Annotated in this window: 17 protein-coding genes; 12 read left to right on the top strand and 5 right to left on the bottom strand. The window is 32.5% G+C overall.

The genetic code is table 11. The features are described from left to right. Window positions 1-2: 2 nt before the first annotated feature. Window positions 3-857 (bottom strand): glycosyltransferase, encoded by an 855-nt coding sequence (locus R1X58_RS00360; RefSeq protein ID WP_240571013.1) that lies wholly within the window; start codon window positions 855-857, stop codon window positions 3-5. Between the two features lie 109 nt (window positions 858-966). On the opposite strand from R1X58_RS00360, the gene R1X58_RS00355 reads away from it, so the two are divergent. Beyond that, window positions 967-1,734 (top strand): lipopolysaccharide kinase InaA family protein, encoded by a 768-nt coding sequence (locus R1X58_RS00355; RefSeq protein ID WP_240571011.1) that lies wholly within the window; start codon window positions 967-969, stop codon window positions 1,732-1,734. Here R1X58_RS00355 and R1X58_RS00350 read toward each other — a convergent pair. Beyond that, a complete protein-coding gene (locus R1X58_RS00350) occupies window positions 1,731-2,492 on the bottom strand; it encodes a glycosyltransferase family 2 protein (protein ID WP_240571009.1) in 762 nt (253 codons plus the stop codon). The genes R1X58_RS00355 and R1X58_RS00350 overlap by 4 nt on opposite strands. A 43-nt stretch (window positions 2,493-2,535) precedes the next feature. On the opposite strand from R1X58_RS00350, the gene R1X58_RS00345 reads away from it, so the two are divergent. From R1X58_RS00345 to R1X58_RS00330, 4 genes are all read left to right on the top strand, one after another. Further along, complete coding sequence (locus R1X58_RS00345; RefSeq protein WP_240571007.1) at window positions 2,536-3,360, top strand: glycosyltransferase family 2 protein; 825 nt, start codon at window positions 2,536-2,538, stop codon at window positions 3,358-3,360. Then, the gene (locus tag R1X58_RS00340; RefSeq protein ID WP_240571005.1) at window positions 3,353-4,177 is read left to right on the top strand and encodes a glycosyltransferase family 2 protein; all 825 of its coding nucleotides are present in this window, start codon (window positions 3,353-3,355) and stop codon (window positions 4,175-4,177) included. The genes R1X58_RS00345 and R1X58_RS00340 overlap by 8 nt, the downstream gene beginning before the upstream one ends. A gap of 173 nt (window positions 4,178-4,350) precedes the next feature. After that, window positions 4,351-5,076: a DUF1919 domain-containing protein gene (locus tag R1X58_RS00335; RefSeq protein WP_240571003.1), complete on the top strand. Its 726-nt coding sequence runs from the start codon at window positions 4,351-4,353 to the stop codon at window positions 5,074-5,076. A 178-nt stretch (window positions 5,077-5,254) separates the two neighbouring features. Continuing rightward, window positions 5,255-6,064 (top strand): glycosyl transferase, encoded by an 810-nt coding sequence (locus tag R1X58_RS00330; RefSeq protein ID WP_240571001.1) that lies wholly within the window; start codon window positions 5,255-5,257, stop codon window positions 6,062-6,064. A gap of 2 nt (window positions 6,065-6,066) precedes the next feature. Here R1X58_RS00330 and R1X58_RS00325 read toward each other — a convergent pair whose 3' ends face one another. Then, on the bottom strand, window positions 6,067-6,882 hold the full coding sequence (locus R1X58_RS00325; RefSeq protein ID WP_240570999.1) for a 2,3,4,5-tetrahydropyridine-2,6-dicarboxylate N-succinyltransferase: 816 nt from the start codon (window positions 6,880-6,882) through the stop codon (window positions 6,067-6,069). A 331-nt stretch (window positions 6,883-7,213) separates the two neighbouring features. Here R1X58_RS00325 and R1X58_RS00320 point away from each other — a divergent pair, with 331 nt between their 5' ends. The 7 genes from R1X58_RS00320 to R1X58_RS00290 all read left to right on the top strand — a co-directional run bounded on the left by R1X58_RS00320 (window position 7,214) and on the right by R1X58_RS00290 (window position 11,604). Beyond that, entirely contained in the window at window positions 7,214-7,498 is a 285-nt protein-coding gene (locus tag R1X58_RS00320; RefSeq protein WP_240570997.1) for a hypothetical protein, read from the top strand. Window positions 7,499-7,646: 148 nt separating this feature from the next. Beyond that, entirely contained in the window at window positions 7,647-8,057 is a 411-nt protein-coding gene (gene ruvX / locus R1X58_RS00315) for a Holliday junction resolvase RuvX (RefSeq protein ID WP_240570995.1), read from the top strand. A gap of 64 nt (window positions 8,058-8,121) precedes the next feature. Continuing rightward, a complete protein-coding gene (locus R1X58_RS00310) occupies window positions 8,122-8,724 on the top strand; it encodes a T9SS type A sorting domain-containing protein (protein WP_240570992.1) in 603 nt (200 codons plus the stop codon). Window positions 8,725-8,843: 119 nt separating this feature from the next. Next, window positions 8,844-9,434 (top strand): peptide deformylase, encoded by a 591-nt coding sequence (gene def, locus R1X58_RS00305; RefSeq protein ID WP_240570990.1) that lies wholly within the window; start codon window positions 8,844-8,846, stop codon window positions 9,432-9,434. A gap of 54 nt (window positions 9,435-9,488) precedes the next feature. Further along, window positions 9,489-9,920: a DUF5606 family protein gene (locus R1X58_RS00300; RefSeq protein ID WP_240570988.1), complete on the top strand. Its 432-nt coding sequence runs from the start codon at window positions 9,489-9,491 to the stop codon at window positions 9,918-9,920. 147 nt (window positions 9,921-10,067) lie between these two features. Then, window positions 10,068-10,643: a TlpA family protein disulfide reductase gene (locus R1X58_RS00295; RefSeq protein WP_240570986.1), complete on the top strand. Its 576-nt coding sequence runs from the start codon at window positions 10,068-10,070 to the stop codon at window positions 10,641-10,643. Beyond that, window positions 10,636-11,604 (top strand): D-2-hydroxyacid dehydrogenase, encoded by a 969-nt coding sequence (locus R1X58_RS00290; RefSeq protein ID WP_240570984.1) that lies wholly within the window; start codon window positions 10,636-10,638, stop codon window positions 11,602-11,604. Before R1X58_RS00295 ends, R1X58_RS00290 begins: the two co-directional genes overlap by 8 nt. Here R1X58_RS00290 and R1X58_RS00285 read toward each other — a convergent pair. Together R1X58_RS00285 and R1X58_RS00280 are read right to left on the bottom strand one after the other, a co-directional pair. Then, a complete protein-coding gene (locus R1X58_RS00285) occupies window positions 11,597-12,286 on the bottom strand; it encodes a lycopene cyclase domain-containing protein (protein ID WP_240570982.1) in 690 nt (229 codons plus the stop codon). The two genes, R1X58_RS00290 and R1X58_RS00285, sit on opposite strands and share 8 nt — an antisense overlap. Before the next feature lie 5 nt (window positions 12,287-12,291). Continuing rightward, complete coding sequence (locus tag R1X58_RS00280; RefSeq protein ID WP_240570979.1) at window positions 12,292-12,741, bottom strand: sterol desaturase family protein; 450 nt, start codon at window positions 12,739-12,741, stop codon at window positions 12,292-12,294. Window position 12,742: the final 1 nt, after the last annotated feature.

The raw sequence follows: 12,742 nt of genomic DNA, 5'->3' as shown, positions 1-12,742 counted from the left end.
TATTATTTTTTTAGATTATAAAGGCCAATTTTTATTTTCATTAATTTACTTAATAAAACAAAATTCCCGTGTATTTTGTTTTTAAAACTCAGAAATCTCCACTCTTTAAAAGGGGTAATGTTGTTTTCAATTTTGGTATCCATGGTTTCGCTAAGCACAAAGTCTGATTTAATATCCTTCCATTCTACGTGGTTATATCCGTCAAATTCATTTACTTTATTTTTATCATGTATGATAGATAACCAAAGAGGTTTGTCAGAAATTCGCATCATACGTCGTTCTGTTTTCCAATTGGCATGTGTGCCTTGAAATACCGTTTTGTAATTTTTTTTAGATTCAATCAAACTGATGAAAGGATTGAAAAGATGCATTTTTTCTCCTAGATAAAAGTTAGGAGAAATTTGTAATGAATATCCTTTTATAACATCAATCGCTAAAAAGTCTTGATAATTAAATTTTAACTGAATTTCATTTATGTAATTTTTATGAATACAGTCGTCGTTATCAATTCTCGAAGAAATAATATAATCTACATTTTTGGCATCCTCATCAATGTAATTTATGATTTCAGGAGAAAATTGATCCATGCCGTCAATAAAAAGAGGAATGAAGTGTTTATAAGGCTTAAGTAAATTTAAAATCTGTTCTTTAAATGCAGGTGTGGTAGTAATATCAAAAAAAATAATCCATTTAAAGTTTTTGTTTGTCTGCGCGGCGACACTTGGTAAACAGAAATTTGAAAATAATTCCATTCTGTGCGTCATCCAGGCATCATTCAATAAGGATTCGTTATTTTTGGTTGATTTCCAATTAGGATGTCTTAGATTGAATCTTGTTATAAGGTAATGCTTAAACATTGCGGGTTTATTAAGTTTGGCAAAAATATAGAATTAATTCAAATCCGTTAAATTACTTTGACTAAACCTTTAAAACCTTACATTTGCAAACGATATAAATTTAGTTAAAATGCCAGAGAAATTTATCACTGTAAACGATGTTCAATACCCGAAGAACGAGATTAAAAATCTTATTGAAAGATTTGGAAATGATGGTGAAGTGATAGGGAATCAGGATAGGAATACGATTAAAATATTCCCGTTTCAAGGTGAAGTTTTAAATATTAAGGCATTTAAAATTCCAAATATTTTTAATCAGATAGCATATAAATTTTTCAGAAAAAGTAAAGCGCAACGTTCTTTTGAGTACGCAAATAAGCTAATTAATTTAGAGGTTGGTACACCAAAACCGATTGCTTATTTAGAACAAACTTCGTCACTTTTATTCAAACGAAGCTATTATGTTAGCGAGCATTTAGATTGCGATTTAACATATAGGGAACTAACCACGCAGTTTGATTATCCTGATTACGATACAATTTTAAGAGCATTTACGAGATTTACTTTTGGTTTACATGAAAAGGGAATTCACTTTTTAGATCATTCTCCTGGAAATACACTAATTAGAAAAGAAGGAGATGCGTACGGATTTTATTTGGTGGATTTAAATAGAATGAATTTCGGGGTTTTAGATTTTGAAACCCGAATTAAGAATTTTTCACGTTTGACCATTCATAAAGCGATGGTGGAAGTCATGAGTGACGAATATGCCAAATGTTCGGGTTATGATTACGACAAAGTATTCCTGCTTATGTGGAAAGAAACCGAAGATTTTCAGGAGCGTTTTCACAAGAAAAAACGCTTAATGAAGAAACTTAAGTTCTGGAAGAAAAATTAACGCTTTTGTTTTTCTAACTCTCTTAGTTTGGTGTACTTTAAGAATGTAATGTTGGCCGTTTGTATACAAATTACAAAGCCATTTAAACCATCTAGAAATCCTAATCTTAAAAAATAAGCTTTAAAAAAGGCCCAGGTAGGATTGAATAGTATTTTCAAAATTGACGACTTTTTACCTAAATCGAAATAAGCTTTCGCGGATATACTTGAGAAATGTTCGGTTTTTAAATTGAATTCTGAATATGTTTGGTACGTCCAGTGCAAAATATCACCTTTTAAATAGCCAGTTTTTTCGTTTGCATTATGCATCACAACATTGTCATGCGGATTAATACCTTTCCATTCTGCTTTTCGTCTGTCGAAAACGCGTAACTTTTTATTAGGATACCAGTCGGAATGCTTTATCCATTGTCCACAGAAATTATTAAAGCGGTTACTGTAATATCCGTTTAATATCCAGTTGTTTTTTAATTCCAGAATAGATTTTTGAAGTGTTTCCGATAAAGCTTCATCACCATCTAAAGAAACAATATAATCGCTACTGGCTTGGGTAAGTGCAAAGTTTTTCTGCTCTATATAACCTAAGAATTTTTGTTCAACAAACTTCACATTATATTTCAAGCAAATGGCCTTAGTGTTATCGGTAGAGAAGGAATCTACAACAACTATTTCATCAACCACATTAACTAACGATTGTAAGCATTTTTCAATGTTTCGCTCTTCGTTAAATGTAATAATAACGCCAGATAGTTTAATCATATTCTTTATTTAAGGTTCGTCAAAAATAGTTATTTTTGCGGCAATGAGCATACTAAAAGCATCAGTAATCACAAGTACTTATAACCAGCCCGATTGGTTAGAAAAAGTGCTTTGGGGTTATGAAATTCAGACTGAAAAGAATTTTGAAATCGTAATAGCCGATGATGGTTCAGGGGAATCTACAAAGAATCTTATCCAGCGTTTTATTCAGGATTCAAATCTTAAAATAACACATGTTTGGCAGGAGGATGAGGGTTTTCAGAAGACTAAAATTCTGAATAAAGCCATTTTAAAAACGTCTTCAGATTACCTTATTTTTACTGATGGTGATTGTATTCCGCGAAACGATTTTGTAGAAACTCATTTAGCATTACGCAAACCAAATACGTTTTTATCAGGCGGATATTTTAAACTTCCACAGGACATTTCAGAAGCGATTTCAAAAGAAGATATAGAAAATCAAAATTGTTTCCATTTAAATTGGCTTTTGGAACACGGATTGAAAAAAACATTTAAAACGAACAAGTTAACAGCTTCTGGACGAAAAGCCTGGTTTCTAAATACATTTACACCAACAAAAGCGACCTTCGATGGAATGAATGTTTCAGGTTGGAAACAGGATGTACTCAATGTTAATGGTTTTGACGAACGTATGCAGTATGGAGGCGAAGACAGAGAGATTGGTGAGCGTTTAGTGAATTGTGGAATTAAATTCAGGCAAATAAGATATAGTGCTATTTGTGTACATTTGCATCATGATAGACCTTATAAAAATGAGGAGGCGATAAACCGAAATAAAGCAATTCGAAAAGAGACAAAAACTAAAAAACATAAGACAACAAAGTTTGGAATTACAAAGCATGAATAAAACACCGGAAATATCAATAATCATTAGTACTTATAATTCTGAAGCATGGCTTGAAAAAGTGCTATGGAGTTATGAAGCACAGACTTTTAAAGATTTTGAAATTGTAATTGCTGATGATGGTTCAAAACAACCGACGTTTGATTTAATTGAGCGTATGCAAAAACAAGTGCATTATCCTATTATTCATGTGTGGCATGAGGATAACGGATTTCAAAAATCACAAATATTAAACAAAGCCATTGTAAAATGTAATGCCGATTATATTTTAATGAGTGATGGCGATTGCCTTGCTAGAAAAGATTATGTTCAGGTACATATTAAAAATAAAGAAAAGGGTTACTTCCTGTCAGGCGGGTATTTTATGTTGCCAATGTCTATTTCAGAAAGCATAACTAAAGTAGATATTTTATCTCAGGATTGTTTTAAAATATCCTGGTTAAAATCTAACGGGTTAAAATCTTCATTTAAGAATAATAAGTTAACCGCTTCAGGGATAAAAGAAAGGTTACTAAACAAATTAACACCAACCAATGCAAGTTGGAATGGTCATAACGCTTCAGGTTGGAAATCGGATATCTTAGCTGTTAATGGTTTTGATGAACGTATGCAGTACGGAGGACAAGATCGTGAGTTGGGTGAACGTTTGTTTAATTTAGGTATAAAATCGAAGCAAATTCGATATAGTGCTATTTGTTTGCATTTAGATCATCCACGAGGATACAAAAATCAGGAATCCATTAATAAAAATTTAGCCATTCGAGCTACCACAAAGGAGCAAAAACTTAGCTGGACTAATTACGGAATTAAGAAAGACTAACTTGTCTTTTTTAACGTACATAATAATATGTTCGATGAAGTAAAGTAGTGCTTACTAAAAGCTATGCCGTAAATATTGAGATATGGCTTTAGTTTTAGCTCTGTATTAAGCTTCAAAAGGGAAGTATTATCGAACTTCAATGGAGGTTCATAATAATTAAAACAAATTGAGGAATGGTATTATTAAAACTTGCAGTTATTCGTTTTTCCTGGGTAAAAGTAAAAGCGCTTTTTTTGCATTTTGAATTTTTTATCAGGAGGAAAATTAACAAACAGTTTAAAAATAAAGATGTTTCTTTATTGAAAAATACAGATTTTGTAATAATTGCCAATAATTGTTTTGGAGGTCAGGTTTATAAGAGTTTTGGACTCCCTTATAACACACCTTTTGTAGGGATGTTTTTATATGGTCCCTGTTATTTAAAACTGCTTCAGGATTTTAAAAGGTATATGAATGAAGAATTGGTTTTTGTAGAAGAGTCGGTTTACAAGGATCGAGAAAAAACGTATCCTGTTGCAAAATTGGGAGATATTGAATTACATTTTTCACATTATACCTCAGAAGATGAAGCTTCAGAAAAATGGTGCCGTAGGAAAAACAGAATGATGAAAAATTTCGATTTAGATAATTTTTATTTTATTATTAGTGATAGGGAACGTGTTGATGATAAAATAATTAAAGATTTTCATAAATTACCGTTCAAGAATAAACTTTCCTTTGGAGCAAAAGCTATTGATAGCCTTGGGGCTTTCGAGCATGTTGCTCTTTTTGAGACTTTTAAAAAGAAACAAACTCAGGCTCTTGGAGGAACTAAATTATTTAAAATTTCAGATTTGTACTTTGATTTTGAAAACTGGATTAATGAAAAGCAAATCAAGAGGACTAGATTTCAGTATTAATTAACTTAGTTTATAAGGTAAGTTTGAAACATCCGATAAGATTTTCCAATTAATTATATGTAGATTATTTTCAGAGGGATAATAATTAGGAATTGATTAATAAAAAATAGACAATTGGAGCTAAACCGAAATTCCGGAAACTAGCTTGGGCAATTTAAAGAATTAAAAAATAGGGTTAATGAAATTAAAAGAAATTCCAGTGTCTTTAATAGAGACCTGTAAACTAAGTTTACTTTCTGCTGAAAAGATAAAAACGAAACAAGGAAATGAATTTCCTGTTGTAGTATCATTAACAACTATTCCGTATCGATTATCTAAAGTACACTTGGTTATAAGAAGTGTTTTATCGCAAAGTGTTCGTCCCCGCCATATTGTTTTATGGATTAATGAAGACATGCGGTCTCAAATACCACAATCCTTAAAAAAACTTGAAGGAGATATTTTTCAAATTAGATTAACGAAACTTCATTGCTCACATAAAAAACTTATTCATTCGTTAGAGTTATTTGAAAATTTACCTGTTGTTACTTGTGATGATGATGTTATTTATGATAATAACTGGTTAAAATCACTTGTAGAAACTCATCAAAAATATCCTGATTGTGTCGTTGCGCATCGTGTACGTTGTATAAAATATGATGATGAAGGTATACTTTTACCTTACAAACAATGGGTGTGTGGTGATACTAAAGATGAAAAATCATATTTACCAATCGGATCGGAAGGGATATTATATCCAGCTGGACAATTTTCAGACTTAATTAGAAATGACAAATTATTTTTGGAGTTGGCACCAAAGGCTGATGATTTATGGTTTAAGGCTGTAGCTTTAGTAGAGGGGGTAGGCTGTAAAAAAGTAGAGTCCCCAGTAAAGGATACAATACCTATTATGGGGACTCAAAAAGTTTCTTTAAAGAAAGAAAATGTATCTGAAGATAAAAATACTTCTCAATGGCAAGCCTTAGAGAAGCATTTTAACTTAAAATAGTTTTATACTGCTACATCGTTATCACGAAGTGCATCGTTTAAAGATGTTTTCTTGTCTGTACTTTCTTTACGTTTTCCAATGATTAAAGCACATGGTACTTGGTACTCGCCAGCAGCGAATTTTTTCGTGTAGCTTCCAGGAATAACCACAGAACGAGCAGGAACGCGACCTTTCATTTCAACAGGTTCGTCACCAGTAACGTCAATAATTTTAGTACTCATAGTTAATACCACATTAGCACCTAATACAGCTTCTTTCTCAACGCGTACACCTTCAACAACAATACAACGAGAACCAACGAATACGTTATCTTCGATAATTACCGGGGCAGCTTGTAAAGGTTCTAATACACCACCAATACCAACACCACCAGACAGGTGAACGTTTTTACCAATTTGCGCACAGCTACCAACAGTTGCCCATGTATCAACCATAGTACCTTCGTCTACATAAGCACCAATATTAACGTAACTTGGCATTAAAATAGTACCCGGAGAAATGTATGCACCGTGTCTTGCAACAGCGTGAGGTACTACACGAATACCTTTTTCTGCATAACCAGTTTTTAAAGGAATTTTATCGTGGAATTCTAATGGGCCACATTCAATAGTTTCCATTTTTTGAATAGGGAAGTATAACACTACGGCTTTCTTTACCCATTCGTTTACTTGCCAACCGTTTTCAATAGGTTCTGCTACTCTTAATTCTCCTTTATCTACTAAGTCAACAACTTTTCTAATTGCAGATGTTGTGTTTTCATCTTTTAATAGGTCTCTGTTGTCCCAAGCTTGTTCAATAATTTCTCTTAATTCTGTCATCAGTAATAAAATTTTGCACAAATATAATATGTAATGCTTAAAAAAGAGGGATGAATGATAATTAAAATCGATTCATGACAAGAGAAAATTGATGCCGTTTATCGGAGGTTTTTCATTCGGATTTTTGCCGTTTTGTCTGTTGAATAAAAAATAATTACCGATTAAATGCATTTTGCGTGTTTTTAGTCTGATAAATCAGTCTTTTTATCTGTTTGTCGATGAAAATATGTGGCTCTTCTAATAATCGAAAATACGACGTTATACAACTATTTTTTTGTGTAAAGCCTTTAGTGTCAATATATCTTTGAAGTGTAATTCAACCCAAATCAAGATGAAAACAAATATCTACATACTAATCGTTTTTTTATTTTCAGTTTCTTTTGTTGGTGCTCAAAACACTAATGAAACTTCAAATGTTTCGAATGGTAATAAAGAAGTTGTTACTCCTTCAGTTGATAATACCAACGAGAGTGAAGTGTTATTTATTGATGCTTCAGAGATTAGAGAGGCGGTTGCTAAATCGACAAGTGATATTAGAAAGTATTTCAATAAAACGAGAAATGTAGATAATTTAAGTTTATTATTTCCTAAAATGAATAAAGCTGAAAAAGCATAAAGATAGGGCTCAGTTTTTTGAGTGTTGATATTTTAAGATTAAGTTAAAAAGAGCCACTTTAATAAAGAGGCTCTTTTTTTTATTGAAATAACACATATTTCTTACAGTATGTATTTATAAAATACTATTTTTGTTTAAACCCTGAATTATGGCCCGAATTTTAGCAATCGATTATGGAATTAAACGCACCGGAATTGCAGTTACCGATGAGTTACAAATCATTGCTTCAGGATTAACTACCGTTAATACCAGCGAACTGCTGTCATTTTTAAAAGATTATACCAGTAAAGAAAATGTAGAGTTATTTGTTGTTGGAGAACCCAAACAAATGGATAACACGGCCTCAGAAAGTGAAGTACTAATTGCTCCCTTTTTAGAAAAATTAAATAAACAATTCCCAAATATACCAGTTTATAGAGTTGATGAACGTTTCACATCCAAAATGGCTTTTCAAACCATGATAGATAGTGGACTTAAAAAAAATCAGCGAAAAAATAAAGCACTTATTGATGAGATAAGCGCGACACTAATCCTACAGAGCTATTTGTATTCAAAATGATGAAGGAGTTATGGTTTAATGAAAAATGTTTAAATTTAATATACTAACACTAAACCATTTATTTATGAAACAAATTTACTTTTTATTCTTAATCGCCTTATTTGGCGCTAATCAAATGTATGCTCAACCCTGTCCTGAAGCAGGAGGGGCCATTCAGGACGGAAATACAATTGTATTTTATTATCCTAACAACCCAATTGATTGTGCTTCTATGCCAGCTACACTTACTGTTAGAGACAATATTACTTCTAATACCTCTACATTTTCAAAAGAGGACGGAGCTTGTTCAAACACTGTTGCAACGTATACTTTAAGATCTGGAGGTGCACTTTCAGGTCAGGGTTTTGTTGTCGAGTCAGGTTTTACTAACACTTGTTCTTATTCAGGAGGAACGTTGCCTGTAGAAGCCTTTGAAGCAATGGGTAAAGATTTAAAAGTTTATCCAAGTCCTGTATTTAAAGGAAATGAAATTGAGCTTGCTTTTGGTTTCAGTACTACAGCGAAAATAGAAGTTTTCAATATTACAGGTAAATTAGTGTTAACTGATAGCATTGAAGGCAAAACTTCTAAAATTATTAATATTTCAGGGTTGTCTAACGGATTGTATTTAGTGAAAATTGGAACAGATTATACTTCAATTAGTCGAAAAATTGTGATTTCAAAATAAATATAAATCCCCATATAATTTAAACTCTCTATTATTTAGGGAGTTTTTTTATGCTTTTCTTTAACAGGTTTTATTTTTTAGAATCGTATTTTTGCACAAAATATAACAGATAACAACAAATGATATTACCTATTGTAGCTTATGGCGATCCTGTTTTGAAAAAAGTAGGAGAAGATATAGATCAGAATTACCCGGATTTAAATGTATTAATCGATAATATGTTTGAAACCATGTATAATGCCTATGGTGTAGGTTTAGCAGCGCCACAAATAGGCTTACCAATTCGTTTATTTGTTATCGATGCTACACCTTTTTCTGAAGATGAAGATTTAACAGCTGAAGAACAAGAGGTTTTAAAAGGCTTTAAGCGCGTATTTATTAATGCCACAATTGTAAAGGAAGAAGGTGAAGAGTGGGCATTTAACGAAGGGTGTTTAAGTATTCCAGATGTGCGTGAAGATGTTTATAGAAAACCAAAAGTAACCATCGAATATTTAGATGAAAATTTTCAGGAAAAAACTGAAGTTTTTGACGGATTGATAGCGCGTGTTATTCAGCACGAATACGATCATATTGAAGGCGTATTGTTTACCGATAAATTATCGGTTTTAAAAAAGCGTTTAATAAAAGGCCGTTTGGCAAACATCTCTAAGGGGAAAATAAATGTGGATTACAGAATGCGTTTTCCAGCCCAAAAAAAGAAACGATAATATTTGCAAGACATCAATAAACAGTTGATATTTGCGACTTTCAAAAAATAAGTTATGAGTTTAGATAAAGTACTTTCAATAGCAGGAAAACCGGGGTTATACAATTTAGTAGCTCAAACGCGTGCTGGTTTTGTTGCAGAATCATTAGTAGATAACAAGCGTATATCTGTAGGTATTCAGCAAAACGTTAGTGTATTAAGTGAAATCGCTATTTATACATTAGAGGAAGAAGTGCCTTTAAGACAGGTTTTTGAAAATATTAAAGCTAAAGAAAACGGAGGACAAACATCGGTTTCTCCAAAGGATAGTAAAGATAAATTAGAAGAGTATTTCTTTGAAGTTTTACCAAATTATGATGAAGATCGCGTGTATGCAAGTGATATTAAAAAAGTAATTCAGTGGTATAACTTATTACAAAAGCACGGTCTTTTAGAAAATTTAACTGCTGAAGCTGAAGAAGAAACAGTTTCTACGGAAGAAAAATAGAAATCGAATTTACGATATTGAAAACCTCCAACAATGGAGGTTTTTTTATGCTTAAAATTTAATGCTGAAACGTTAAATTTTAAGTAAAAGTGAATAGCTTCCATTTCTTATTTTTTAGCTTTACAGTTCTAAATTATTTCAGCATTCATGGCTATTTCTAAATCAAAACTTAAAAATATAGTATTTTTTATAGTAATCGGACTTTTAATTATTCCGCAAACGCGTAAACCTATTCAAGTGTTTCTACAAAAAGGTATTGCTATGTTCGGTCCGTCGTTAGAATCGACCGGTGATTTAAAAACTATTTCAGATTATAATTGGTTGTTAAAAGATGAAAATCAGGAAACTTATCATTTTCAATCTGCGAAAGGAAAAGTTGTTCTGATTAATTTTTGGGCAACCTGGTGTCCGCCATGTATTGCCGAAATGCCAAGCATGCAAAAATTGTATGATGATTATAAAGATAAAGTGGAATTTTTATTTGTTACCAGCGACGATTTCACTGAAATCAATACGTTTTTAAAAGATAACAACTATACGTTTAAAGTATATCAACCCGCAAGTCAATACCCTGAATATTTTGATGTAACGACTATTCCTCGAACTTTTTTAATAGATCAGTCGGGACAAATTATTATTGATGAAAGTCGAAGTGCCAACTGGAATAGTGATAAGGTTAGAGGAACAATAGATAATTTATTAAAAGCATCAGAAAATGAATAAAAAGATAGTTGTTTTAGATGGATATACCTTAAATCCCGGGGATTTAAATTGGGAAGGAATTTCTCAGTTTGGAGACCTTGAAGTACATAACCGAACTGCTTTCGATTCAAAAATAATCATTGAAACTATTGGTGATGCTGAAATTGTTTTTACCAATAAAACGCCGCTACCAGTCGATGTGTTAAAACAAGTGCCAAATGTAAAATATATAGGTGTTTTAGCTACTGGATATAATGTTGTAGATGTGATTAAAGCCAATGAATTAGGGATTACAGTAACCAATATTCCATCTTACGGAACAACAGCTGTGGCGCAGTTTACCATGGCGTTACTTTTAGAGTTATGTCATCATGTGGGTGATCATAATCATGCGGTTCAGTCTGGAGAATGGACAAAATCGGTTGATTTTTGTTTTTGGAATTCACCCTTAATTGAATTGGAAGGGAAAACCTTGGGAATTATTGGTTTTGGTAGAATAGGGCAGGCGACAGCTAAAATGGCGCAGGCATTCGGATTGAATATTCTGGCTTATAGTCGAACACCAAAACCAGAGTTTGAGTCTGAAACCTTAAAATTTGTGGAGTTAGATGAATTGTTGGCGAAGTCTGATATTATAAGTTTGCATTGTCCGTTGTTTGAAGAAACAGAGGGTATTATTAATAAAACCAACATTAATAAAATGAAAGACGGTGTAATGGTAATCAATACCTCAAGAGGCGGTTTGGTAGTTGAAGCAGATTTAGCTGAAGCTTTAAATTCAGGGAAAATGGCTGGCGCAGCTATCGATGTAGTTTCAAAGGAGCCTATTGCTGCTGATAACCCCTTGCTAAAAGCTAAAAACTGTATTATAACACCTCATATTGCCTGGGCAACAAAAGCCGCAAGAAACCGATTAATGACAACTGCCATTGATAATTTGGAGTCTTTTCTAAACGGAAATCCCGTTAATGTGGTTAATTAACTTTTCGGTTTTCAAAAAGTTTAATGATGTATAAATTCAGTAGAATTAAAGAAAATGCATAAACGCTATCTTCAACAGGAATAGTAAACATTCTTATGCCCAAATTCTCATGGTCATTATACCAAACCACTTCATTATGGATAAAGCTTCCTGTTAAAATACCGTTCACAATAAAAAAAGGAATGAGCATTACTAAAAACGTTAAAAGGTAGCTTTGTAAAATATCCGGAGATTTAGTTATAATCACAGTTGTTAATATGGTGGCGACACCAAAATTAATGAGTGTGTACCATTTGTCTGTGTTATAAATAGTAACTGCAAAAAACAGGAAAATCAACAGGTAACTAATGAGTTTGGTTGTTCTTTTCTTCAGTTTTAAATTCGGAAAATAGTATAATAAAGCGTAGTGCGTAAACACGCAGGCGTATGGAATACATATAAAAAACAGCCATTCTTCAATTGGAAGTCCGAAAATGGTTTTCCCTAAATAATACGTTGGGTTAAATCCCCAGTATTGGTTAATGGTAAAAAAAACATCCCACGGAATGAACAAAAGCATACCGGCAAGAATACCTAAAAGCAAGCCTTTCCAGTGCTTGTAGAATTTTAATTTGGGATGAAAACTAAACAAAAACGGAACCGAGAGTGAGCCTAAGTTTAGCAGTAAATAGAGGTAGGTCATTCGGTTTATTGTTTGAAATATTTAAACGGAACAAACAGCATTCCGAAGCATTCCCCGTCTTCTTTTCCAATGTGTTTATGATGCATTTTATGAGCTCTTCGAATTCCTTTAGCGTACCAGTTATTCGCATTTCTAAAGATTTTAAAACGCTGATGAATAAAAATATCATGAACCATAAAATAGCAGAATCCGTAAGCAAAAATACCTAAACCAATGGGTAAACCAGGCCAGAAGCTGGTGTATTTCCAAAGTAAAAAGAAGCCAATACTAATAACTGCATAGAAAATGAAAAAGGCATCGTTACGCTCAAACCAGCTATCGTGATCTTTTTTGTGGTGGTCTTGATGTAAACGCCATAAAAAGCCATGCATAATATATTTATGGGTAAACCACGCCATAAATTCCATAAAGCAAAACGTTGCCAAAAAAATAAGTATCCAATATAATATTTGCATG

This window comes from Aestuariibaculum lutulentum (assembly GCF_032926325.1).
Taxonomy (GTDB): Bacteria; Bacteroidota; Bacteroidia; order Flavobacteriales; family Flavobacteriaceae; genus Aestuariibaculum; species Aestuariibaculum lutulentum.
This window is presented reverse-complemented; position numbering and strand designations above follow the sequence as displayed.

Excerpts from the sequence above, each read along its gene's own strand:
- R1X58_RS00360 (WP_240571013.1), bottom strand. The coding sequence starts at position 857 with ATGTTTAAGCATTACCTTATAACAAGATTCAATCTAAGACATCCTAAT.
- R1X58_RS00355 (WP_240571011.1), top strand. The coding sequence starts at position 967 with ATGCCAGAGAAATTTATCACTGTAAACGATGTTCAATACCCGAAGAAC.
- R1X58_RS00350 (WP_240571009.1), bottom strand. The coding sequence starts at position 2,492 with ATGATTAAACTATCTGGCGTTATTATTACATTTAACGAAGAGCGAAAC.
- R1X58_RS00345 (WP_240571007.1), top strand. The coding sequence starts at position 2,536 with ATGAGCATACTAAAAGCATCAGTAATCACAAGTACTTATAACCAGCCC.
- R1X58_RS00340 (WP_240571005.1), top strand. The coding sequence starts at position 3,353 with ATGAATAAAACACCGGAAATATCAATAATCATTAGTACTTATAATTCT.
- R1X58_RS00335 (WP_240571003.1), top strand. The coding sequence starts at position 4,351 with ATGGTATTATTAAAACTTGCAGTTATTCGTTTTTCCTGGGTAAAAGTA.
- R1X58_RS00330 (WP_240571001.1), top strand. The coding sequence starts at position 5,255 with ATGAAATTAAAAGAAATTCCAGTGTCTTTAATAGAGACCTGTAAACTA.
- R1X58_RS00325 (WP_240570999.1), bottom strand. The coding sequence starts at position 6,882 with ATGACAGAATTAAGAGAAATTATTGAACAAGCTTGGGACAACAGAGAC.
- R1X58_RS00320 (WP_240570997.1), top strand. The coding sequence starts at position 7,214 with ATGAAAACAAATATCTACATACTAATCGTTTTTTTATTTTCAGTTTCT.
- ruvX (WP_240570995.1), top strand. The coding sequence starts at position 7,647 with ATGGCCCGAATTTTAGCAATCGATTATGGAATTAAACGCACCGGAATT.
- R1X58_RS00310 (WP_240570992.1), top strand. The coding sequence starts at position 8,122 with ATGAAACAAATTTACTTTTTATTCTTAATCGCCTTATTTGGCGCTAAT.
- def (WP_240570990.1), top strand. The coding sequence starts at position 8,844 with ATGATATTACCTATTGTAGCTTATGGCGATCCTGTTTTGAAAAAAGTA.
- R1X58_RS00300 (WP_240570988.1), top strand. The coding sequence starts at position 9,489 with ATGAGTTTAGATAAAGTACTTTCAATAGCAGGAAAACCGGGGTTATAC.
- R1X58_RS00295 (WP_240570986.1), top strand. The coding sequence starts at position 10,068 with ATGGCTATTTCTAAATCAAAACTTAAAAATATAGTATTTTTTATAGTA.
- R1X58_RS00290 (WP_240570984.1), top strand. The coding sequence starts at position 10,636 with ATGAATAAAAAGATAGTTGTTTTAGATGGATATACCTTAAATCCCGGG.
- R1X58_RS00285 (WP_240570982.1), bottom strand. The coding sequence starts at position 12,286 with ATGACCTACCTCTATTTACTGCTAAACTTAGGCTCACTCTCGGTTCCG.
- R1X58_RS00280 (WP_240570979.1), bottom strand. The coding sequence starts at position 12,741 with ATGCAAATATTATATTGGATACTTATTTTTTTGGCAACGTTTTGCTTT.